21 protein-coding genes are annotated in these 22,106 nt (G+C 56.9%); all 21 read right to left on the bottom strand.

What is annotated here, in order from left to right:
* Nucleotides 1–210: 210 nt before the first annotated feature.
* A complete protein-coding gene (gene cas2 / locus BR83_RS0111605; RefSeq protein ID WP_027357218.1) occupies nt 211–474 on the bottom strand; it encodes a CRISPR-associated endonuclease Cas2 in 264 nt (87 codons plus the stop codon).
* A 99-nt stretch (nt 475–573) separates the two neighbouring features.
* Nucleotides 574–1,569, bottom strand: coding sequence for a type I-B CRISPR-associated endonuclease Cas1b (gene cas1b / locus BR83_RS0111600; protein WP_027357217.1), 996 nt, complete (start codon nt 1,567–1,569; stop codon nt 574–576).
* A 66-nt stretch (nt 1,570–1,635) separates the two neighbouring features.
* A complete protein-coding gene (gene cas4, locus BR83_RS0111595) occupies nt 1,636–2,139 on the bottom strand; it encodes a CRISPR-associated protein Cas4 (protein WP_027357216.1) in 504 nt (167 codons plus the stop codon).
* A 68-nt stretch (nt 2,140–2,207) separates the two neighbouring features.
* Nucleotides 2,208–4,688 carry a CRISPR-associated helicase/endonuclease Cas3 gene (locus BR83_RS0111590; protein ID WP_027357215.1) on the bottom strand — a complete coding sequence of 827 codons (2,481 nt, stop codon included), beginning with the start codon at nt 4,686–4,688 and terminating at the stop codon, nt 2,208–2,210.
* A 1-nt stretch (nt 4,689) separates the two neighbouring features.
* Nucleotides 4,690–5,457 (bottom strand): CRISPR-associated protein Cas5, encoded by a 768-nt coding sequence (gene cas5, locus BR83_RS0111585; RefSeq protein ID WP_027357214.1) that lies wholly within the window; start codon nt 5,455–5,457, stop codon nt 4,690–4,692.
* A gap of 4 nt (nt 5,458–5,461) precedes the next feature.
* Nucleotides 5,462–6,433 (bottom strand): type I-B CRISPR-associated protein Cas7/Csh2, encoded by a 972-nt coding sequence (cas7b, locus tag BR83_RS0111580; protein WP_027357213.1) that lies wholly within the window; start codon nt 6,431–6,433, stop codon nt 5,462–5,464.
* A gap of 15 nt (nt 6,434–6,448) precedes the next feature.
* The gene (locus BR83_RS0111575; RefSeq protein ID WP_157833011.1) at nt 6,449–8,443 is read right to left on the bottom strand and encodes a TIGR02556 family CRISPR-associated protein; all 1,995 of its coding nucleotides are present in this window, start codon (nt 8,441–8,443) and stop codon (nt 6,449–6,451) included.
* A 132-nt stretch (nt 8,444–8,575) separates the two neighbouring features.
* Nucleotides 8,576–9,319 (bottom strand): CRISPR-associated endoribonuclease Cas6, encoded by a 744-nt coding sequence (cas6, locus tag BR83_RS0111570; RefSeq protein WP_027357211.1) that lies wholly within the window; start codon nt 9,317–9,319, stop codon nt 8,576–8,578.
* Nucleotides 9,320–9,355: 36 nt separating this feature from the next.
* Nucleotides 9,356–10,501, bottom strand: coding sequence for a hypothetical protein (locus BR83_RS0111565; RefSeq protein ID WP_027357210.1), 1,146 nt, complete (start codon nt 10,499–10,501; stop codon nt 9,356–9,358).
* An 80-nt stretch (nt 10,502–10,581) separates the two neighbouring features.
* The gene (locus BR83_RS0111560; protein WP_027357209.1) at nt 10,582–11,175 is read right to left on the bottom strand and encodes a hypothetical protein; all 594 of its coding nucleotides are present in this window, start codon (nt 11,173–11,175) and stop codon (nt 10,582–10,584) included.
* A gap of 29 nt (nt 11,176–11,204) precedes the next feature.
* Nucleotides 11,205–12,302 (bottom strand): RAMP superfamily CRISPR-associated protein, encoded by a 1,098-nt coding sequence (locus BR83_RS0111555; RefSeq protein ID WP_157833010.1) that lies wholly within the window; start codon nt 12,300–12,302, stop codon nt 11,205–11,207.
* A complete protein-coding gene (locus tag BR83_RS15805; RefSeq protein ID WP_051618177.1) occupies nt 12,295–13,173 on the bottom strand; it encodes an RAMP superfamily CRISPR-associated protein in 879 nt (292 codons plus the stop codon). Before BR83_RS15805 ends, BR83_RS0111555 begins: the two co-directional genes overlap by 8 nt.
* Nucleotides 13,166–13,984, bottom strand: a complete 819-nt coding sequence (gene csx7 / locus BR83_RS15800; protein ID WP_051618175.1) for a type III CRISPR-associated RAMP protein Csx7 — start codon at nt 13,982–13,984, stop codon at nt 13,166–13,168. Before csx7 ends, BR83_RS15805 begins: the two co-directional genes overlap by 8 nt.
* A complete protein-coding gene (locus tag BR83_RS0111540; RefSeq protein ID WP_027357207.1) occupies nt 13,968–14,468 on the bottom strand; it encodes a hypothetical protein in 501 nt (166 codons plus the stop codon). The genes csx7 and BR83_RS0111540 overlap by 17 nt, the downstream gene beginning before the upstream one ends.
* Nucleotides 14,455–15,618 (bottom strand): hypothetical protein, encoded by a 1,164-nt coding sequence (locus BR83_RS0111535; RefSeq protein WP_027357206.1) that lies wholly within the window; start codon nt 15,616–15,618, stop codon nt 14,455–14,457. The genes BR83_RS0111540 and BR83_RS0111535 overlap by 14 nt, the downstream gene beginning before the upstream one ends.
* Nucleotides 15,615–16,223: an RAMP superfamily CRISPR-associated protein gene (locus BR83_RS0111530; RefSeq protein ID WP_027357205.1), complete on the bottom strand. Its 609-nt coding sequence runs from the start codon at nt 16,221–16,223 to the stop codon at nt 15,615–15,617. Before BR83_RS0111530 ends, BR83_RS0111535 begins: the two co-directional genes overlap by 4 nt.
* Complete coding sequence (locus BR83_RS0111525; protein ID WP_027357204.1) at nt 16,220–18,529, bottom strand: Cas10/Cmr2 second palm domain-containing protein; 2,310 nt, start codon at nt 18,527–18,529, stop codon at nt 16,220–16,222. The genes BR83_RS0111530 and BR83_RS0111525 overlap by 4 nt, the downstream gene beginning before the upstream one ends.
* Nucleotides 18,530–18,569: 40 nt before the next feature.
* Nucleotides 18,570–18,950, bottom strand: a complete 381-nt coding sequence (gene csx15 / locus BR83_RS0111520; protein ID WP_027357203.1) for a CRISPR-associated protein Csx15 — start codon at nt 18,948–18,950, stop codon at nt 18,570–18,572.
* Entirely contained in the window at nt 18,947–19,846 is a 900-nt protein-coding gene (locus BR83_RS0111515) for a CRISPR-associated protein Csx14 (protein ID WP_027357202.1), read from the bottom strand. The genes csx15 and BR83_RS0111515 overlap by 4 nt, the downstream gene beginning before the upstream one ends.
* A 361-nt stretch (nt 19,847–20,207) precedes the next feature.
* On the bottom strand, nt 20,208–21,167 hold the full coding sequence (locus BR83_RS0111510) for a radical SAM protein (protein WP_027357201.1): 960 nt from the start codon (nt 21,165–21,167) through the stop codon (nt 20,208–20,210).
* 44 nt (nt 21,168–21,211) lie between these two features.
* Entirely contained in the window at nt 21,212–22,102 is an 891-nt protein-coding gene (locus BR83_RS0111505; RefSeq protein WP_051618173.1) for a radical SAM protein, read from the bottom strand.
* Between the last annotated feature and the right edge of the window lie 4 nt (nt 22,103–22,106).

The following is a 22,106-nucleotide window of genomic DNA, read 5'->3' as shown; positions in this document are numbered from 1 at the left end:
GTTGTTTCAATCCCTCATAGGTAGGCTCGGAACCCATTTGTGGCGCATAAAATAAGGACTCTTTTTAAAGCGGTTGAAATTTTATTCCTGAGTTCTACCGGCCCTAATTTATCTTTATGCCGCTCTGCAAGCCGCTTTCCGCCTGTTGGCGGGTTGTCGTCGATCTCCAGTGTTTTTTGCATTATTGGACATCGACGACAAAAATTCCTGCTAAAAGATCCATTCCTCTCCACCTTTTTTAACCCCGATGAGCTCTCTTTTAGCGTATTTCCGATTTCCCAGGACATAAAAGAGGAGCGAATCCTCTTCCGGATTGATAATCCGCTCCAGATCGAACTTCAGGGCGCGAAAGGTTGCTTCGGTCAGCTCACCCTCCAGAACCGAGTTTTGCACCCAGTTCAGATATTTTCTGGCGATCTTTAATACTTTTCCCACGCGGGCAACATTTACATCATAAACGAGAATGATATACATCTGCCTCACCTGGCTCAAAAGCCAAACAATGTGAATTATACCGGCCTCTCCACAGTTCCCGATATGGAATCGGCTTTCCAGCAGCAGGTTGAACGCCCGTTACCAGCGGCTTACAAAAGGTTCATATGTTTCCTCTCCCATAAGATGCTTCTCCAGCTTGTACAATTCCAGCCGTATCAGGGTCTGATAGCTGACATTGCGTTTGAGCCGCCGGTGATGGAAGGTGGTCTGCAGCTTATCCTCCAGTTCTTTGACGTAAAGACGGCGGCCCGCTTCCTTAAGCAGAACAGCCGCACCGTGGCGCTCAAAGTCACCCGGACCGATCATCTTTTTGCCCACCAGAGTAAAAAGTACCCGGTCGGCAAAAATAGGTTTAAAAATTTCTGCCACATCCAGGTTCAGGGTAAAGCGGCGGAAATTCGTGGCGTGCAAATAGCCGATGCGCGGGTCCAGGTGAGTTTTGTAAATCTCGGTGAGGACTCTGGTGTAGACCAGCGAGTTACCAAAGCTGATCAGAGCATTGAGGGGGTCGGCAGGGGGCCGTTTGCTGCGCCCCTTGATGACAAACGGCGCACCCTCCAGGATAATGTTAAAGCTGTCGTAATAATAACCCCGGGCATTGCCTTCGATGGCCATGAGTTCTTCCACGCTGCCGCAAAAGGGCAGTCGTTCCTCCGCCAGGCTGGCAATAGCTTCTATGTACGCAGATAACTCTTTCCCCCTGTTCTGGTAGTAGCGCAGCACCTGCAGGATATTGGACAGGGCTCCTTCCACAAACTTCCGGGCCAGATTGAGGCGGAGGCCGGGATCCAGGTAATGTTCCGCCTGGCGGAGGATGATATACCCGGAATTGTAATGCTCCCGGGGATAAAAGCTTCCCACATAATTACCGTAATGGCCGAAAAAGTGCAGGACGATTTCATTTTCCTGCAGGAACTCCAGCAGCTTTTTATTCAAATCCACCTCGCCAAAAACAACAATGTCCCGCAGGCTGGTCACAGGGAAATATTTCGTACCCTCTTCACTTTCCACGCAGATGGTGTTATCTTTTCGTTTCAGCCGGCCGCTGGCAAACAGATACAGGGTTTTCTGCATGGAACCACCTCACAGGAACCTGTTCGCCTTAATTTCTGGAGGCAGGTAAGTTTACCAAAGCCGTTTCTATGCCCAGCACAATTCAGCATAAGCGCATTTGGAGCAAAAGGGTATTTTTTGTGGCGGCGGAGGTTTATCCCGGTAAATAACGGCAAGAATGCGCTTCTTCAGCTCCTCCACCTGCTGCGCCAGATTCGCATCCAGAACTACCCTCTCCCGCCGCCGTTCCTCGGGAAAAAGGAGTTCTCCTTCGGCCTCCACTCCCATTTCCCGCAGTTCGTAAAGATAAAAGGCCAGCTGCATACGGGCCGCCTCCCGGGCCCGGGACGATTTCTTGACTTCACCTACCACAAATTCACGCCCGCCGCGGCGCACCAGGTCCAGGCACAGGTGCCCCAGGTGTATTTCCTTTCGTTCACGACCGTAGGCCTGTGACCCTATCAGGCGGCCCAGCTCAAGGTATACGTTGTCCTCATCGGGGCAGATCTGCCGCGACATGAGCCAGACCTGCCGCGGGCAGATCATCATGGCCTGCACATAACTCCCGATCACCCGGATATCCGCTGCCACATCCTTTTCACCACCCACCAGGTAAAACCGTTACTGCCGGCTGTGGCCGGCCATCTCTCACTTTCAGGCTAAAAGATAAGGGCACCTTCATCTATAATCCGCTTAAAACCGGTCCGGGCGTCGTAAAACTCTTCGAGCAGGTGAGCAGGTATCACCGGCGGCTGCGATTCGGCGACCAGCCGGTGCAGCAGGAGTTCTGCCGGCACGGAAATCAGGTAGCGCAGGAAATCCCTTTTGATTGCGAGGAAGGCCTCCCGCCGGCGCCTTATGTCCCGCTCACAGGCCACGGTGGCCCGGTAGCGGTTCCATACCTCTTCCGCCGCGGCATCCGTACAGACGAAAACCTGGACATAGCGCGGTAGATCCCGGATCAGGGCGAAATCCTTAACGGACGGGCCATCCCCTCCCCCGGTGAAACGCCACCCCGCCATGGCCTCCAGCAGCCCCCGGCTTTCGGCCATGGATTTGCCCTGGCGCACGGCACGGAAGTAATCGTCCACAGCATCAAAAAAGTCCGGTTCCTCAAGGCGGGGCCGGGCCGCAAAGAGCCGGCGGGCGGCCAGGGTGTGAATCCTGCCATAGACATATGAAGCCAGGGAGCGGCCCCCATCACCTGCCCGATCAACCAGGTGCAGCAGGCGAACTTTTGCCTGCGGCCGCTGAAAGTGGCGGTTGCAGCGCCCGGCCACCTGAACCACCGAATCCACCGGCCCCAGGTCCCGCCACACTTCATCGAAATCAAGATCCACACCGGCCTCCACCACCTGGGTGGAAACCAGCACCGGCTTTTCGCCCCGCGCCAGCCGGGTACGTATTTCCTGCAGGCGCCGCTCCCGCTCCGCCGGAACGATATTTGTGGAAAGGTAATAAAGGGGAGGCCCCTTCCCGCCCCACTCTTCCTCAAGGGCCGTGTAAAAGGATATGGAGCTTTTGATGGTATTCAAGACCACCAGGTAGGAAAGTCCGGGACGGTAGCAGCGCAGGAATTCTGCTGCCGCCTGCTCCACCGTAAGCGGAATCATGTCCGTGAAAACATTTACCCGGTTTAAAACCCGGAATTGCTGCCGGACGGTTTCCGGATCCCCGGCCAGTTCCAGGATTTCATGCTCACCGAACCACTCCGGACGGGTGGCCGTCATAAGGATGAGCCGCAGGTCCAGCTGCTCGCACGCCCGGCGCAGGGTTTCTTCCACCAGAGGCCAGTATTCCACCGGAATATTCTGCACCTCGTCCAGAATGAGGATGGCCCCTCCCAGCCGGCAAAATTTCTTCAGCATCCTGTTTTCATAGCCAATTAATGTATGAAAAAGCTGCACAAAGGTGGTAATCACCATCTCGCTCTGCCAGCTCTCGATAAGCAGGAGCGCTTCATCCAGGGGTCTTATACCCCCGTCATCTTCTTGCCGGTAGTCAATTTCCGCCAGGTGATGGTGTTTTAAGAGCCAGGAGGTGGGAACGCGGGCACCGGTAAAACCGGGAGCCGCCCGCATTACCTCCTCACAAACACCATGGGTCTGGTCAATGATACTGGTAAAGGGCAGGGCGTATATAATGCGGGGCGGCAAGCCGGAGGCGGAAGCCAACCGGTGGCGCAGGTAAAAAGCGGCCTGCATTCCGGCCAGCGTCTTCCCGGAGCCGGTTGGAGCGGTGATGGTAAAAATTTTCTGCTCCGGCGGGGCTTCCTTTATCCTGGCCGAAACATTCCGGTAGAGGTTTTCCCGCAACATTTCCATGGCCGTCCGGGGCGTGGTGAACCTGGCCGCACGGTAACGTTCCACCAGTTCCTCTCCGGCGGGAATAACGGCCCGTTTATCTTCTTCCACACCCGCGGCATGAATTTTATCCGCATCAATGAGGGCGGAAAAGAGACTTAAAAGCTCGAAGTAGTTCTTCAGGTCCTTATTAGCCCGGCGCTTCAGCTTTCGCCATTGACCGTAAAGCTCTCCATAGGCGACTGTCCACCGGTCAAGGAATTCCTCTAATGCCCCGGACCAGTCCATCTCCAGCCAGGGAGGCGCCTCCAGGCCCTGCCCGTCCAGGAACAGCACAGCCCGCCTGGCAGCCCAGAATAAAGAGCCGGCTACCGCACCCGCCTGACTGCGCAGGTCGGCCACCTGGTCTTTAATCACGCGCAATCGACCCCCGGTTGCCGGGTCAAGTTCATCCCAGGAGGGCAGGGATAATTCCCGCGGGGATACCAGGAACTCATCGGGGGCGGCCAGCTCCCGGTGATGACGGATTACGGCCAGAAAAACCGCCAGCCGCAGTGAGGCGGGAAGATCAAGCCGGCCGGCCAGGTGAGCCGCCCAGAGACCCGAAATAAAGGCGTGCTGTTTGGCCGGGCCGCCCTGCCCCTGCCGCAGGTAGCGCTGAAAATAAGTGGTGTACTTGCCGAAATCATGGGTCAAACCGGCCAGCACCGCCGCCGGGGCAAGTTCCCGCCGGCCCGGCAGGGACTGCACCCGGGCGGCGGCTCCTGCCGCCACCCGGGCCAGGTGCACGCTCAAAAGATGAAAGCGCCGGCCATCTTTATGGGCGTAGTATGGCATTCTATCCCTCCAGAAAAGCCGCCGTTTCCACCACGTTGTCACGGAGAGTGAAACGGCAGGCGGGTACAGTCAAGCGCACGTTTATAGATTGTGCCCGGGCTTCGTAGACAACCGATACCGGTGGGCGCAAGGCGCGCCCCGGTCCGAAACTGTAGGGCGCCCGCTCCCGGACCAGGCGGCGGAACGGCGCTTCTCCGGCCAGCAGGATTTCCTGCAGCAGGCCGGCATTGAGAACCGAAGAAAGCTCGATTGCCCTCCCGGCCGGGAGAACATCATAATCCCCCGAACCGGCCAGGGCCACAAACTCCCCCGCGGCAATACACTCGGTCAGCCCCAGGTACAGGGGATAACACGTCCTGTTTTCCCGCAGGCGGGCAGCAGCCTCCTCCACCAGCCCGGCATCCGGGTGGGAAAAGAAGACGCGGAAGCGCAACCTGCGGTGGTTGTCCCCGGGCAAAAGAAATTCCACCGGCGTCTGGGTTCCCCGTACCCGGCCCAGGCGCCTTAATTCGGTGAGGTCCTCCTTTTTCGTCCGCACGTAATTAACCGTCTGTATCAGCCGCCGCACGGGCACCTTTATGGCCACCGCAAAGCGCCCCCGGTCAAGCAGCTCATAGTACGAGTCCCGCTCGTATCCCAGAATAGCTGCCACCACACCCATCAACACGGTGCGCGGCGGGAAACCGTAGGTCAGGGATGAGGAGTTGGTATAATACTTGCGAAAGTGGGCCATCGGACCGGTGAGGTCAAAAATGAGTACCCGCTTCAAGATATCAGATCCCCTCTATAATCTCTACCCTGTCGGGACCCAGTAAATCGCCCATCCATGCGGCCAGGGAAACCTCCTCCCCATCCAGAACGGTGCGCAGGTCCGCATCCTGCCAGATATATACCCGTTCAACGCGTTCCTGCACCCGTTCCAGGCGGCCGGCCAGGCCGCCAATTTCCAGGGCGAAGTCTTTTACGGCGCGCAGGCCGCTATCCGGCTCCAGGCGCAGATCCTCGCGCAGGTCGCCCATGAAAGTTTCGCTGTCGGTAAAAACAAAACGGAGGTACAGCCGGGGGTACTGACCGATCTTGGAGCGGGTGGCCAGCAGGGGAATGGCCTTGAGCATGGCCTCGTCCAGGAGAGCCAGATCCGCTTCACTGGTGGCCGCCTCTTCATCACCCCCGGCCCTGTCCAGCACCGCCCCGGCCCGCCGGGCACTGATCACCCCGTGGAAACCGATTAGAGCGTAATAAAGCCGGTAGTCTTTGCCGAAAGTGCCCTGCCGTGCACTTTCACGGGTGGCAAACTGGGAGGAAATGGTCACCGAATCCACCAGCTGCACCCTGTTCAGGGAATAGCCCCAGGTAAACTGCACCGGGCCGGTCAAGTTCACCGCTTCACCCCCGCCCCGCCGGTCTCCCTTGATGGGCATGGTCGCCCCAAACAAACGGACATCAATTAATTTTTTCAACAATACGGGCAGGTCGGCACCGGTCGGATCATCCTTGTTCAGCAGCTTTTTCAGGCGCTCCGTCGCTTCCACCAGACCCTCGGCTTTGGTAACGTAGATGGTATGTCCCCTCTCCTGCAGGTAATCCCTGATATACCGCTTTAAACGCACATCCGAAACCAGGCAGCGCTCCCGATCGGTGTCCATGCGCGGCCGGTTCTCATCATCCGGGTCCCCGTTGGGATTACACATTTTGGCATCATACAGGAACAGGATTTCTCCATTTTGCTTAATCACTCCGCCCATTCTTATACTCCCCCTTCACTCACTGGCGTTATTGTCATTTGCATTTTCTTCCCTTGCTCTGATGGCCGCCCGGCTGGCGTAGGCATAACCGGAGAGAATGAAAAAGACATTTTCCTGGGGAGAAAGGGGCCACTCTTTCCGGTGGGCGTCCAGCAATCTTTTCATGGTGGCGAAAAGCCCTTCATTGTAACGCAGGATGTCGTACTGCCTCAGCTGGCTGAATACAATATTGGTCAACTGCATCACCTTGCCCCAGGGCATGCCGGCGTAATTGATCTTTTCCAGGACGGGTTTTTGCCTGTAACCCGCCTCCGCCTGCCTCCGCCCGATCTGGTTCATCAGATAACCAAGGAGAAACAGGGCCGTGGCCGGCTCCCCGTACTTCATTTCCCGCAGGTAATCCTGCATTTCCCCGCTCAAACCTTCCAGTTCCGGCGATCCGTTCAAGGACATACCTCCTTCCAAAAGCTGCTCCTCCCTCAGGAACATCAGGAGCAAATTGGCCTGGAGCATGCGGTGCCCCATCTCCAGTTCCTCATACCCCGGTGCCGGGGGATGAATATTGGTGCCTGTGAAGCCACCCGTGTGGTAAATGGCGGCCAGGGCTACAAACTGTTCCACCAGAAAATGGTAACTCACCGGCCGCTGGTCCAGCAGGGCTTCATAAATGTAAAGCAGCTTTTTATGTTCCACTCCCCGCCTGCCCTCGTTGATGGGTATGAGCTGATAGATGCGGGTGAGATCCAGCCACCAGGCCCGGTCGGCACCCAGCAGGGCTTCCCCCTTTGTTGCCACCCGGTAACTGTGGCGCAAGAGATGTGTAATCCGGCTGGGGGCCACATCCTTCACCAGGGCCAGGACCCGGAATTCGCTCTGGCCTCCCTGGTAGTGGTAGAAGAGGAAGTTTAAAAGCGCCGCGTTATCATACGGCAGATCTTCTAACAAGTCTTGAAGCTCGTCATCTAGCCTCTTAAGCCCGGCTAGGCTCTCGTTCCAACCAGAAGTGTTAGTGATGGCCTTTACGCGAGCTTTAAGCTTCTCCGCCCAGAACTCCAGGTCCGTACGGGAGAAATCTATTTCCCACAGAAAGGCCGGCAGGACCAAGAAGGACAGCCGGCCAACCCGGAGGCTCAAACGTTCCTGGATGAATCTTTCTGCCAGCAAGAGCCCATGATAGCAATCCTTGCACGCTTGGAAGTTGCGCGCAAACCCCTCCTCAGCTATTCCCGAGGCCGCCCCCAGTTTGTCGTTGATGTAATATTTCAGAAAACTTAGCCTTTTAAAATCCGGCGTTACCGGACGGTCTTCCGCACCGCAAACCAAGCAAACACCCTGCTCACCCTTATACACCGCTCCTTCCTTACCGAGTAGTAAAACACGGGCATAATCCGGATCGGTAACTAGAGGGACATCATCGACTAGCACCGTCCACAGAACCACTTCCGACGCTTTCAGCTCAAGCTGCTTCAGAACCCATTTTTTCAAGACATCGGTTACTGCTGCGACCACAGCTTTCGTACGCCTTAGCGACTTACCGGCTTTATTTTCTTCCCATACGGCAGCCAGAACGTCCTCTGTTGTCAATCCCAGCCGCTGCGGGTCAAGCACGTGGCTCCCGCCCGGAAGTTGGCGAAAGAAGGACTTTACAAGGGCCGAAAGCCGCCGGTAAAGGCTGCCGTTTTTAAGCCCAGCTTCCTCAAGCCGCGCTAAAAGATTCACCGGCGCCTGACCCACCAAGTACTTGAGCTGGTTTGTAGTCAAGTAAAACTGAGGTCGGCTACCCTTTTCATTCCCCACCCACCGGTACCGGGAAAGCACGGCGGGATCTATTTCCACCATATCGGCCGACAGTCCCCGCTTTGTCCCGGCCATCAGAAAGTTCAACCCTACGAGATACTGCTTATCCCCCCTGGATGGTCTGGGAGGGGGCAGAACCAGGTCCTCTATGGGGTCGCCGTCCCGGGCCAGGGTTCTGCCCACAAGCGCAACAGCTTCCAGCAGGACAATCACCTCCTGTTTTTTCTTCTTAAAACAGCATACCATGAGGGGCTGACCATTTTTTGTCTTTCCCTGTTCAAGATTATCCCATTATCCTGATCCCCGGCGAGAGCACTGCCTAACATTTTTATTGGTAACGCATTACTAAATAATTAACGAGCAGCACCCGTAGCCCTGGGAATTTTTCGACCCCAGGCCGGTATCCAGGGCCAGCTGCAAAAGGTCCGGGTCGCCGGAGAGTTCGTATTCCCCCATCCAGCCCTTGATCACCGTTTCCTTGTAATAGGTAACCTTCAGGTCCCGGTCCTCCACCCGCAGCGGCCGGATGGCAAACCCATCCGTGGAAGCCCGGCGGCCGTGGACCAGGAGATGCTTTTTGGCCAGGTTACCGGCCACCAGCTCGCTGAAGCGCGGCTCAAAGGGCGAGTAATAATAGGTATATTTCCGCCCCTCGCCGCTAAACGTGCTGTAAACCACCACGGGGGAGAGCATGCGCACGCGGATGCTCCGGCCGGTAACGCGGGGGGCGGCGGTGGCCATTTCCTTCACCTCCAGCGGGACACCGCCCAGGTGCACCCTGCCCTGCCGCAGGAAACCGGTACCCAGTTCCTGCAGTATGAAGGGAATGGGCGAACAAATGACCAGGCGCAGGGGGGGATCAAGCACTATGGACCCGCTGGACCGGTCAAAACGGGCCGCCCTGCCCATCAAGCGGGAAAAGGTGAAAAGCTTGAACCGCCGTTTCTCCAGGACAAAGCCGTGCTCGTGCAGGTAGCTCCTGAGCACCGGGTTATCCATCTGGCGGTAGATCAGCCCCTGGAGCAGGTGCCCGTACTGAACGGGCAGGACCACCGGCCCGGGGGCGGAGAAAAAGATGGTGAGCTGCATATATTCATTCCTCGCTCTCTTATTTCCACCTGTATTTCACGGGTTATCATTTACCTCATGGGGGCCGACATGGCGCAGGCGAAGGATCCCGCCATCGGGAACACAGGAAATTCGCCACTGCAGGTTAATCCGGAAGTGGCCAATTTTCTTTCCCGCATGGTCTTTTTCATTCTGGTAATCCTCGTATAGCAATCCCCCATCCTTGCGCAACCCTGCCAGGCCGTTTTCACGGTAAAGAAGGGACACTTTAGCCAGCGTAGTTTGTATTTCTGCCCTGCGGGCACTGTTTGTTATGGCCTGGAAATCCTTTTCAAAGGACCTTTCGTAGGCCAGGGACGGAAATGCCAGCAATTCACCCCCCAGGATTTTCTGTTTATTCCTCTTCCAGATCAGCAATCCCCACGTGCTGAGGGTGTAACCGCCCTGTTCATCGGATTCCAGATAGATTTCCGGAATGCCCCGGATCTCTTCCTTCCCGGCGATATAACCGTTTTCCATGAGGGCAAAAAGAACAGCCTTCTCCCGGAGCACGGGAATTTCATCCATGACCACCGGCAGGCGGGGAATGCGAATGAGATCCGCTGTTGGTGCTTCGAAAATGTAGATAATTTCGTCGGCATAGAACATGCCGAGGGTGTTCATATAGCCCTGCAGGCTCTTAAACCCACCCACCAGGTTGAAAATTATCCGGTAACGGCTCTGGCGGTAACCCGGCAGGGTTTCTTCACACCACCTGACCACCTCATTTATGCCCAGGGTAAAACTGGAGCAGTCCCTGGTGCTGAGCCTGGGTGGAACCATAAGCTCCACGGAGTTGAACCCGAGCCTTTTTAAATGTTCAGCAAGCAAACGCGCTGCTGCATGACCCTGGTAAGTATCAGTGGCCACCAGGACGTGATGGTCCCTGCTGAAATCCCCGGAATAAATATCCCGACCGTAATAACCCAGCAGGCCGTTAAGCTCGGCACACAACTGCCGCATTTCTTCAAAACCGGCACTTTCAAGTACCTCAGCGACTTCTGCCACCACCCTGTCAATCACATCTTTCTGGTAAGGCGACAGCTCTTTTTCAACCATGTTGGCCGTGGTAATAAAAAGCGACTTCAAATCCCGATCACTTTGCTTGTTTACATAGTTGGTCAGCAGGCTGGTCCCCACCGTGGAAAGAATCAGCTCAGGCAAGTTATTATCCCTCCCCGTCCTCCAGAATTTCTTTGATACGGGCAATCTTGGCGGCGTTTTTTCAAGTAATTCACTTAACACTAAGATTCCGGTTTCCGTGTGGTTTCATTTTTAAAACCGGGCCAGTTTTTTAGCACGGCCAGCCTCGGGTCGATATCATCAGCATCACTGTATTTCTTTTCCCCTGGAGATGTTTTGCCGGGTTGACCGGATTTCTCGAAGCTGGCGTTTTCCGGCCGGCTTTGCCTGCCGGCAGGATCTTTCCACGATTTACGCCCCGGTGTCACACCTTCCGGCAGGTCTGTAACCGAACCGGTTAATGACCGGTGCAACCGGGCGACCCACCCGATTACATAGGCCAGTTCTTCAAAAGAAAGGTTTTTTAGTACCGGATGCTTGACCTGACCATTTCGTACGCCCAGGGCTTGAACAATCCCACGGTATTGAACACGCATACTCCTGGTGCGCGCCAGCGGGCTTTCCGGCAGTCGTTCAATAACAGATAGCGCCTGACGCAGGCGGTCTTCCTCCGCCGGCCTGCGGCTAAATTCTCGAAAGATCTCAGCCACCGTTCCAATGGCACTGCTGCCTGGTTTCTGGCCACCGCCGGACCAACCCGGCTCCCTGATAAGCTGGTAGGCCAGCTCCAAAAGACGTTCTTTATCCAGGGCCATCTGGACACGAACCTCCTTTTGCCCTTCTGCTAATATCCCTCCGTACCCCACGCCGGGCCGCGGCGCTTGCCGGAGAGAATCTCCCGCAGCAGGGCGACGTTCCTGGCTACATCCAGGTCGTTGCTGCCGTAGTTGCGCGCCAGTTCTACGGGGTCTAACTCCATCGCTTTTGCCGGGAGATATTCCCGTGTATACCAGCGCGCCTCTCGTAAACTGAGCCGAACCGCCCCGAAGTAAGCAGGTTTCCCGTAGCCGATGCCCAGGCGGATATCACCGTCCAGGCCGAGGGCAAAACAAAGAAGGGCCAGCTCTTCCCGGTCGAGGTTATGAAAGGTTACTTCGCCCTGGAAGCGGCTGCCGGGCGGGATAACCTCGTGGGGCTGGTTTCCCTGGCGGGGCTCCCCTTGAAGATAAAACTTGCGCCCGCGAAAAGCCGGGGCTGGTGGCCGGCCTTTTAAACCGCTCCGCCAGCGCAGCCACTCCTCCTTGGTACAATCTAAACAATGTACCGGTCCGCCGCAACCAATGACCCTGTACAACTGGCAATAGTAAAGGCGTTCGTTACCACAACCCCGGTTTTCCTGCGTACGGGGGTAATCTTTAAACGGTTGTTCCAGTGGAGGCAGCTTTGCAACAACCCATTTCGATTCTTCGCAGGGCGTAAATTCACCAAAAACCACCCGTCCCCGGTAACCCTTTTTCTTTTGAACAAAACCGAAGAGCCGGCAGGTGATGCAGGCAGCCTTTTCGCTGCACGGCTGCCGGTTTCCCTGCGGAATAGCGGCCTGTATTTTCTGGTTGAACTTATCTGCTTGAAACAGGCAACTCCGTGATGCTGCCTCGGCCAGGCTCCTGACCACACCTTTCAGAGAAGAACCCGGAATAACCGGGACCTGGTCCCGACGCATAAGGGCACTTACTATCTGCCCTTCATTAAGCCGGTAAGAGCCGCTGCCAATATGCAGCGGAGTAATAACCTCAAGCTCCAGAACCAGCCGTCCGGTCAGCCGGTGGAGATCAATCCGGTTATGGGGCACAATTTCGCGCCGATCTTCCGGGCGCACCGGCAGGATGGGTACAAAAGTATAAGGCTTGTTTCGCAGCAGGGTTCCGTTTCCTTTAGCCACCATGATTCACCCGCTTTTGCTGCACTTCTCTTTGTTTGCGGTGTAGCTTCTTTAAGGTGTCCGCCAGGTCAACCTCAAGGTTCAGCAGCCACTTAAAACCGTCAAAGGTAACCTCCCAGCAATAACCCATGCTGGTATAATGACAACCGGAGACCGGTACAGTATCATCGTGTTCATACCCACGCAGTATTTCTGCGGGTGGATCATGACGGTAATCCCGCACCAGCACCCGCGCGTTTTCAACACGCACCCGGCCGTAGCCCCGGGTGGTGCCGCCCCCGAGCAGAAGAAAACCATCGTCCAGGTCCTGCAGCAGTAAACCCAGCAGCTTGAGCTGCCAGACCGCAAAGTTGGTCAGGCCGATTTCAGCGGCAAAAGTCCCCTCTTCGACCACTTCCGGATTAAAAAGCGCCTTTCCCTGCGTGGCACCGGTAATCCGGTTGATCGCCACGTGATTCCGTTCATTCAATATTAGAGGCCTATTCTCTACCGGAAAGGCGTCGGCACAGCGCAGGCGTCCTGCCAGATAAGTCTGTCCGAAGAGCTGCGTTACGGGATCCGAAGCATAATAGCGGTAACAACCGGGCTTGTCTTTCATCTCTTTATCGCGTCCTTGCTGGAAGGGGTCGGGAATAGTCATCTCTTCCGGTGCCAGTGCCCGGATTATCTGTTCCGCCCGGCTGCGCAAAACGCCCTTGAGGCTGGAACCGGGAATGTAGGGTACTTCCCGACCATTATGCCAGGCCCGGATAAAACGCATATCCGGCAGCAAGGGATCAAGTCCCGGCTGATCCGGGCCTTTAATCAAAAGCGGCCCGGCAGTATGTAACCAGAAAAAGATACGCGCCTCGTTACGAAGGTTCTTAAACACCCTTAGCACCCCCCGTGACCAGCCCGGCTTCGCTACAGGCATTTTGCAGATCCGTAGCCGAAATACCGTTCCAGCCGAAGGTCAGAAATTCACGCAGGTTGCTTGCCGTAACCGAAGCCACCTGTATATTTTCCAGGCGCACCCGGCCCAGTCCACGGCCGGTGCAACCACCCAGGGGAAGTTCACCCCGGGAGAAGGGCAACAGCGACAGAAGTATATCCCGCCACTCCTCATCGCTGGCGTTTTCAACAATTGCTTCGAAAACAAAAGTTGTTCCGGCCGGCACTGCCTCGATCTCGTATTTTCGTTTCGTGTAAGCGGTACGCGTATCCCGGTCAATGGCGACGCCGGGACGTACTTCGCAAAAACCCGGCCAGGTGCACCCATCCAGGATTAGATCCCTGATCCGTAAACGGCCGGCAAAATGAGGGCTGCCGAAAATACGACACGCCGGGCACAGCTTAGTATAAATTTCTATAGCCAGCTGCCGCAGTTCCTTATACTTTTTCTTTAGTTGTTTGATCGTTTCGTTGGACAAGCAAGGTTCACTTAGAGGATCACAGCACCCCCGGGTGCCGTCTTCACGTCGGCCCAAAACCTGTTCGGCAAAACTCCGCCACACTCCTTTGAATGAGGAACCCGGGATAAATGGACGCCCGTAAGCATCGCGGATGACCGGGTTGTCGATGGCAGTGGGGTCGGGCACGGCCTCCCCGCTCCCTATGCGCAAGGGGGTTAAGGTTATCAAACGCCCGGTAATACGCCGCCGGTTATAGAAGGTGTCGTAAAGAAAGCTAACGGTTGCCGTCATCACGTTCACCCCCGGTACGCCGGTTTTTTCCCGGGCTTTTTTCTTTTAAAAGGTACTCCAGGTACTTAACCCGCCAGCTTAAATAGCCAAAAAAATGTGCCAGGCACAGGAGGACAAAACGCCTGTCGCCGGTGCGGTTGCTATCCTTTAGCCTGTCCCGGGCCAGTTTCTCTACTTCCTCAATCTCCTCGATGAGGGCTTTGCCAAAAGGCTTTCCATTGAACTCTGCCGCCCAACCTTGCCCGCTGGAGTCACGTCCCATCTGGTATTCGATAAAGGCTTTAATTTCCAGGGGTGTAGCGGCCATCTGGGCCATTGCGACCAGGTTTTTAATCTGCTTGTCCCCGATTTCTTTGGGTTTGGGCTTACTTTCCTTCAAGAAGTCTGCTGCCCTTCTCGCCAGCTCTTCCTTCAGTTCATCGAGATCTTTTTTCCTGGCCCGCTCGAGCACGAAATCCGTTATTTGCGTTTCACTGACCTTCATTGCTCACCCCTCCATTAACCAGGTGAAATTCATTGCAGACGCTCAGCGCACCGTAGCCGTCTTCGGTCTTCATTCCCACACCCTGTTTTTCGAGATGGAAAAGGGCCTGCACGAGCCCATCATTTAACCTGCCGCGCACCCGGCAAAGGAAAACACTTCCGGCGGTGATGTAAAGCCTCGCCCTTTGCCGCCCGTCACCCTTCACTGCCGTGCTGTATCCCCCGTAAACCTTAAAATCGGCGACGGCTCTGGTAACTTCCACCCCGGCACCGGCCGATCCCAGCGGGGGCAGAAAAACGGCCCGGGCCAATTCCTGCCGCAGGTACGGCGTGGGAACCCACCCGGTTGCCGGTGTCAACTCCGTATCCGGCAGGGTGTCGGAGAGCAGGGTGAGAGAAAAATATGTACAGTCCGGTTGATATTCACCTAATTGACTGATAATTTTCTGAAACCTTTCAATACGTTGTCTCAGGGCATCCGGACCTGACTCCTCAAACTGCTTAAAATGGATAACAGCCCGCCCTAATCCTACGGTTGTTTTTGCCCCCAGGCGGAGTTCAACTGTTTCTGAAATTGGAATAGTAGCGGGAATATCCAGCCAGCCCTGGAAAGTTTGGCCTGCATCCAGTACGCGGAGAGCGTAAAGCTGGCGATCCAGGGCTACACCACGGTATGGATCGACGGCCAGGCGCATTATCAGGCGGCGATTTACCGCTACATTATGGTTTTCCTCATCCAGGTATCCCGAAACGCGTTCAACGCGATTCTTGCATTCGGGACAGCGGCGCCCCCCGGATGCAAGCAGGGTGTCGAAAATGGGGTGGTTGGAATTAAATTTGCAGCGGTAAGCTGTGAGCGGCGCAACCCGTGCACCGTCCTTATATAAATGGCTGAAGCGTACGCATTCGAATGAGGCACAAAAGCCGCGCCATATGCAGGTAGCACAATCTGGCTCTGCAGCAAAGTGCACCCAGTGATATCCCTTTGTCTCAGAATAATAGGGACAGCTCTCGGTAATTAACCGTGCCAGGGCAGCCCGCAGTACCCCGCCGGGAATGAAGTCGCGGGAAGGAAGGAAGTAAGCCGAAGGTTCACGCCGGTCACCGATCAGGGCGGGCGACATCAAATTCAGGGTTACGGCGTACCTCATTTTTCGCATTCCTCCTCCACAACCTGAACCCTAAACCAGCCCAGGCCCCTGCTCTTCCCGAATCCCAGGGCGTAGTTAAAAGCAAAAGCATCTTTAAGCGCCGCCACGACTTTTTGCTGTTTTTCTTCCGGAACCCATCCCCATACTTGGCCCTGAAAAACCACGTTTCTTCCCCCAACTGTTTCCACGGTATAAAGGGCGTTGTCACGGGCTACCCGCCGGTAACGGTCAATGGCAACGCCGGAACGTACGCTGACCAACCGCTCGATCTCGCTATCACCGGGACGAGCGTCCTCAAAGTAGAGATGTCCCCGGCGATTACCTTTTTGACCGAAAATCAGACAGACCAGACAGGAGCAATCCCCGGTTTCCCGGCAAACTTCCTCCGGACCGTAGACCCGGGCTCGTACCAGAGCGGTAATGGCAGCCCGGAGTCGTCCCTTAATGGTTGATCCGGGAATGACCGGGTAATCCTTTTTCCGGTTATAATCCCGTTCGCGGTATAAATACTTATCCAGGAAACCACGCCCCCCTGTTCCCGCCCCCACATGTACCGGCGTAATAAACTCCAGCCGATAAGTAAGGCATACTTTGGCCAGGCTCACCGGACATCACCTTCCGCACCGACATAGTTCCAGAGTTCCACCACATCCAGCCACGGGCAGTAATACCTATCTTTTCCCCGTTCCTCACTGGAGAAAAACATCCCGGGTTCACAATTTGCCCCCGTTATGATCTCCCAGGACTTTTTCAATGTCTCGCGCTGTTCTTCGCCCAGGCGGGCATATTGATAGCGGAAAAAGAGCTCTGCCACCTGCCTGCCGTACTGCTCTGCCGCCACCCGCAACCCGTAAAACCAGCTCCGGCCCGGCGTCCGGGAAGCTGGAGCCGCTTGAAGCAGGTTGACCGCCTCCATAAAGCGCCGTGCTTCAGTGAAGGTATAAGGACGCAGCGTCAGTATGGTTTTAACCGCCCCTGCCTTCGCGTTTTGCTTACGGTTATCCGGCTCAAAACACATGCCGTCTTCCCTCACCAGGGTGCTCTGGCGGTAAGAAACGATATGGTCCTGATAGGTGGCGTAGGAGGCCAGCACGGCTATGTCCAGGGTGCCTTCCCGGGCTTTTCCCCCGGCCTTATAGATGCGTTTTTTCGCTTCTTTAAGGAGTCCCTGGGCCATCTCGAAGAGGTAGCGCACCGGCGTTTTGGCCCCGGCAATAACCACTCCTAAAGAAAGGGTGGGACCAGCCTTGCCAGTCGAGAGATTCTCGAACAATCGGTCAAAATACTCTCCTATAGTAACGGCCAGGGGTAGTGCCGCCCGGGCCGGAACGAGCAGAAAGATATCATCTCCGCCCAGGGCAATGATTTCCACTGCCCGCCCTTCCAGTAATATATGTTTTTCTTCGAGGGCTGTAAAAACAGCGGTATAGGCTGCGTTTTCACTGAACTGGCTTAAGAGACGCAATTCCGGCAGGGATTTGCACCGGCCAAAAAGGGGCCCGAAATTGTTGCCATCTGCATAAATTACAGCGATTTCGTTGTTGCTGTCGGCAATTTCATCAATTTCACCAGCCACTTTAAGATACACCTTTGTTCCCCGGGCCTGCCAGAATTGCCGGTATTCTTCCAGGAAAATAGACTTTTTGGCATCCTGCCCCACAATATGTTTCCGCAGGCAGGAGGCGCATAGATCGCGGCTTTCATCTTCATATTGCCACTGCCTGTAGGCTGGACGAATACCGCACGAGTCACAAATATCTTTTGTCTTCGCCGGTAGCAGGTTTGGCTCCACAGACAGATGGAATTCTTTTTCGTAGAGGTCGATCACCCCTTCGGCTTTTTCCCATGCCGGTACCAGTACACTGCGACGATCAGCCATTTTTTCAGCCAGACGTTCCCGCAATTCATCTAATTTATTACCAAGTTCTGACACTGTTACTGTTTGCGATACCCCGACAGCGCGGGCTGTAAGACAAACCTCCCGGTGAACGCGCTCTATTTCCTCTGCTACCTTTTCACCTTTTCCCGCCGGCACCACCGCCATCAAGTGCCCTCCGCCAGCGTAGATGATTGACTCTGTGGTTAGTCCGGGTAATTCCCGAAACATCTGGATATAACGACGGCGGTTGATGCCATCCAGAAGCACACTGGCACCGCGAATTTCGCTGATGCGGTTTGTTTCCAGATAATATTCCTTAATTTTGAAGGCCCCACCCTCAACTACGTCTACTTTCAACTGCCCCAGTTCTCGCCCTATCTCAACCTCATCTGAATAACCGGCCAGCCATGATGCTGTTTCGTAAATTGACCGGAGGGTGTCCGGAACCGGCCTTAAGTTGGTCAGCTCTTTTTCCGGCGCAAAAACATCGCTTCCCTCCAGGAGACTGGTCAGGCGAAGAGTGCACCATTCTTCCCCGGAAATCCGGTCAGACGCCAGGGCATGAAATAATCCCGTTCTTAACAATAAAAAATCAGCCAGGCGTATGCACGGTTTCCCCTCACCACGTAACCATCCTAACGGCGTGCTTTTCCTGGCCGTTCTTGTAAAGATTTGACCGGGAAAGGGTAATTCCGGCCATAAAGCTGCCAGCGGGACATGACTCTTTGCCACCTCCCCATTCTCAGTTAGAAAACCATTATCCTCAAGCCATTTTTTCCTAACAAAAATGTCACGCAGGGCAAAAAAATCCGACAGTTTTTCGGCGGCATATTCAGGCCCATTCTTTTTCCACAGAGCCATGGCCAGAGCCAATCCCTGGCGGTTTATTTCGCCAGCCTGGATGACATCAAGGTAATACTGCGTACCCGTAACGGGGTGACGCCAGAGAATGGCCTGCGGGGGCACCTCCTCTTTCTGTGCCGGTTTCCCCAAAGGATTACCAACATCTTCTAGCCAGTGAATAAGGGACAAATTCTTATCACCTCCATCTGCTGAATCATAATCTCTCCTTTTACCGCTTCCCCCGGGCCCGCTCGCGGATGGCCTGGAGGTTTAATATCTCCGCGACGGTAAATCGCGGCACCAGGCCGTCATTATCGGGACGCAGGCGCAGAACGGGTGGGAAATAGCCCATCCGCCCGTGCACGATGACCAGAACCACGGCTGCACTGCAGTTCAGGGAGGGCAGGTTGAGCAGCAGTGGCTCGGTCTGCCAATCCCGGGAGCTTAACCCCAGTTCGTCCAGCCGGGACGCAATCTGCGGTTCCAGAGGGCTCTGCAGGTCCACCTGGCTGGGTACTTCAATCACCTCTGAAACCGGACACCCGGTCAGGTTTTCAATTTCCCGCAAATTCTGCTCCGTCAAAGGGTGAGAAAAATTAATTATCCTCACTTGCTCTCACTTCCCTCCACCAGGGCAAAATATGGCGCAAACTCGGCGATCAGTTTGCTGCGGTCCACGTTACCGTCAGGGTAACCCAGCCAGTCCCGCAGTTTTTCGTAAACTCCCCGCAGCTGGTTGGCCACCGTCTGCTCCTGCTTGAAGAGGGCGGCGGCAATGGCGGCATTGTCCAGGCCCCGGCAGGCCAGGCGGACCACCTCCCTTTCGGCACGGGTCAGCCAGCGCTCAATGAATTCCCGCTGCCTTTTGATCCGGTTGGCCCGGCTGAGTTTCTCGTACCAGGCCACCACTTCGGCAGGGTCATTCATTTCGGCCACGGTCTGCATCAGCACCCCGGCTTCACTCCAGCGGAGAACCGGCACGGATACCAGCCAGGCCTTATCTTCGGGGGAGAGATGCAGCCGGCGCTCGGAACCGGGCTGCCAGCCTTCCGTGATCAGGTGCCAGACCCGATCCTCCGGCCCGAAAAGGAGCTGGGCCACCACCATGCCCAGGATGCCCATAACCTTGCGCCCGCCGGATATGCAGAGGTGGACAACCCCCGCCTGGCGGGCGCGGCGGATTTCCCCGTACAGGGTGCGCAGGAGAGCCCGCAGGTCCTCATCGGTACAGAAATCCCCCACGGGCCCGTCCGCAGAAGAAACGGGAACGGCCCGCAGCCGTATACCCGGATAGGACGCTTTCCGAAACTCTTCCCCGATAACTTCCAGGGCTTCCCGCACCCTGGCGGTTTCCGTGTAGATTACCACCACTTCAACAATGGCCTCTCCACCTGACAGCAGGTGATCCAGCGTGATGGTCACCACCTGGGGTTCCACGCCCAGGGTGGCTACCAGTATACCGTTACGGCGGCTGCCTTTGTCGGGGGAGAGGGGAGAATAGCTCATCCGAACCACCTTTCGCCGCGCAGGCCGGCTCCGGCTGCCGGAACATTCCGGGAACTCACCCCTGATCCCGGCTAAAGGCAGGCTGCCTGCGGGGTGACGGCATTTACCTGCAGGATACCCGCCCCCTTCTCTTACCTTAACCGCCGGCGGCCGGTGCAGCCAGAGCCGTACCTACCAATAAAAATAGTAACTTTATACCATAATCTCAGGTTGCCTGGTTCGTTTTACCAGTCTATAGCAGCTATTCGACATGCATGCGCACACTCCTGCCAGAAACAGGACGAATCTACCATCAGATCACTTGCCCTGGCACAATTCTCCATCATCCACAGATAAAAAAGCAGCGGTGCAACCGCTGCGTTTATTTTCCCCCTTCCAGCACCAGCTTTACCGCCTCCCCGGCTTCCCGGGGCTGCAGGGGACGGGGATAGTTGTAGGGGGTTTTTCCGGGCCGCTCGTTGTAGTAGGGCCGGTTGCAGTCCGGGCAGCCCGTGGTGCGGAAGGCCTCACCATCCGCCAGGTGATGGGTCAGTTCCTCCCGGGGAATGCCCCAGTCCACGAGCCTGCCGCCTTCAAATTTTATCCCGCCCGGCCGCACCAGGCCCCGCTTCAAAAGGTAATGGGCTGCCTGGATCCGCCGGTAGGTCCTCAGGTCGGGAGGCCGGTGATGCTCCAGCCTGGTGCCCGGCAGCGGGGTGAAAGCAAAGAGGGCCACCCCCACCCCGCAGGACAGCAGTTCCCCCATCAACCGGATGGCCTCTTCCTCGCTTTCGCCCAGGCCGATGATCAGGTGTGTGCCCACCCGGCCCGGAAACTGCGCCGCCGCTTCCTGCAGCAGGCGAAGGTGCCGCTCCCAGCTGCCGCCTTTCAGCTCCCGGTAGAGCTGCGGGGTGGCCGCATCCAGGGGCAGGCCCACCACATCCACCCCCTCCTCCAGCAGCTCCCCTACCTCCTCCACCGTTTGCAGCCCGACGGAAACGCACAAAGGGATGTCCACCTCCCGGCGCACCGCGGCAACGGCCTGCCGGACCCGCTGGAAGTAGCCTGCCGAGTGCACCACCTGAAAGCAAACCCGGCGAATCCGCCCGGCACGGCAGGCATCAACAAGGCGGGGCAGGACCTCTGCAACAGCAAAAGGAGGCCAGATCACCCGGGACAGGCGGTGGGCCCGCCCCCGGCTGGAGCGGGCCTGGGCACAGAAGGCGCAGTCCCGGGCGCAGTGTTCTCCGGTCATCAGGTAAGCGGTGGTCGGCGCCTCGTCCAGCCGCACGGGGAGAAGGCCCAGCACCGCCGCCGTCCCTTCGGAAACATACCAGTGCAAATCTTACCACCCCAATCAAAGAAGGGGCCGGAAGGCCCCGGTGATTACAGCACGCAGCATTCCCGGCGCCAGGCCACCTCCAGTCCCAGCTCCCGGGCCAGTTCCCGGGCCGGCGGGGCGGGCAGCACCAGCCGGTTCACCCCCGCCCGCACCGCCAGGGCGTCCAGCCGGGCCCGGTAGCTCCCCGCCGGACGCATGCACCCCAGGTAGATGGGCAGCCGGGGGAGCATGAGCCGGGCAGTGGCCAGAAGGCGCGCCACCTCTTCTACATCAGGAGGGCGGCAACCGCTGTAAGCGGTGCCGGGCACCGGAAAGAACACAATGACCACCAGGGCCTCCGCCCCCAGATCGGCCAGCGCTTCCAGCACCCGGTACTCCCCGCGGAGGCGGCCGCCCTTCAGCCCCACCACCAGGTGGGGGAAAACCCGGCTGTAACGTCTGAGCTGGCGGTAGACCCGCAGGTAGTCCTGCGGGCCGCAGGAAAGCCCCAGCACCTCGGCAATGGTATCACCATCCAGGATTAAATCAAAGGAAACCGCGCTGGCTACCTGACCGATGAGCCGGGCCGTTTTTTCGTCCACCAGGCCCGGGTGCAGGTTCAGTTTAAAGCGGGCCGCCAGTTCCCGCAACTGGTCCAGGTGGCGCGCCACGGGCACCACCCCTTCAGGGTCGCAGCCGCCCGAAACAAGCAGGCTGGTCCAGGGCAGTTCCTCGCCCCTTTGCCAGCGCTCCATCAGCCGGGGCAGGGGCAGCATCCCCTGGAGAAAGTGGCCCCCGCAGTGGGCGCAGTTAAGGGCACAGGAGGTGCCGGTAACGCTAACCGACCGGGTGGCGGTGGGCCGCACGAACTCCACCTGGCGGGCAAAGTTCCGCCACCGCACCCGCCAGGCCTCTTCCAGCAGCCGCTCCAGGGGAAGACCGCTACCCCCGCTCACAGGA

Source organism: Desulfofundulus thermocisternus DSM 10259, assembly GCF_000686645.1.
In the GTDB taxonomy this organism is placed as follows: Bacteria; Bacillota; Desulfotomaculia; order Desulfotomaculales; family Desulfovirgulaceae; genus Desulfofundulus; species Desulfofundulus australicus.
This window is presented reverse-complemented; position numbering and strand designations above follow the sequence as displayed.

Excerpts from the sequence above, each read along its gene's own strand:
- BR83_RS0111535 (WP_027357206.1), bottom strand. The coding sequence starts at position 15,618 with ATGAGGTACGCCGTAACCCTGAATTTGATGTCGCCCGCCCTGATCGGT.
- cas2 (WP_027357218.1), bottom strand. The coding sequence starts at position 474 with ATGTATATCATTCTCGTTTATGATGTAAATGTTGCCCGCGTGGGAAAA.
- cas1b (WP_027357217.1), bottom strand. The coding sequence starts at position 1,569 with ATGCAGAAAACCCTGTATCTGTTTGCCAGCGGCCGGCTGAAACGAAAA.
- cas6 (WP_027357211.1), bottom strand. The coding sequence starts at position 9,319 with ATGCAGCTCACCATCTTTTTCTCCGCCCCCGGGCCGGTGGTCCTGCCC.
- BR83_RS0111560 (WP_027357209.1), bottom strand. The coding sequence starts at position 11,175 with ATGGCCCTGGATAAAGAACGTCTTTTGGAGCTGGCCTACCAGCTTATC.
- cas7b (WP_027357213.1), bottom strand. The coding sequence starts at position 6,433 with ATGGGCGGAGTGATTAAGCAAAATGGAGAAATCCTGTTCCTGTATGAT.
- csx7 (WP_051618175.1), bottom strand. The coding sequence starts at position 13,984 with ATGACGGCAACCGTTAGCTTTCTTTACGACACCTTCTATAACCGGCGG.
- BR83_RS0111590 (WP_027357215.1), bottom strand. The coding sequence starts at position 4,688 with ATGCCATACTACGCCCATAAAGATGGCCGGCGCTTTCATCTTTTGAGC.
- BR83_RS0111515 (WP_027357202.1), bottom strand. The coding sequence starts at position 19,846 with ATGAGCTATTCTCCCCTCTCCCCCGACAAAGGCAGCCGCCGTAACGGT.
- BR83_RS0111540 (WP_027357207.1), bottom strand. The coding sequence starts at position 14,468 with ATGAAGGTCAGTGAAACGCAAATAACGGATTTCGTGCTCGAGCGGGCC.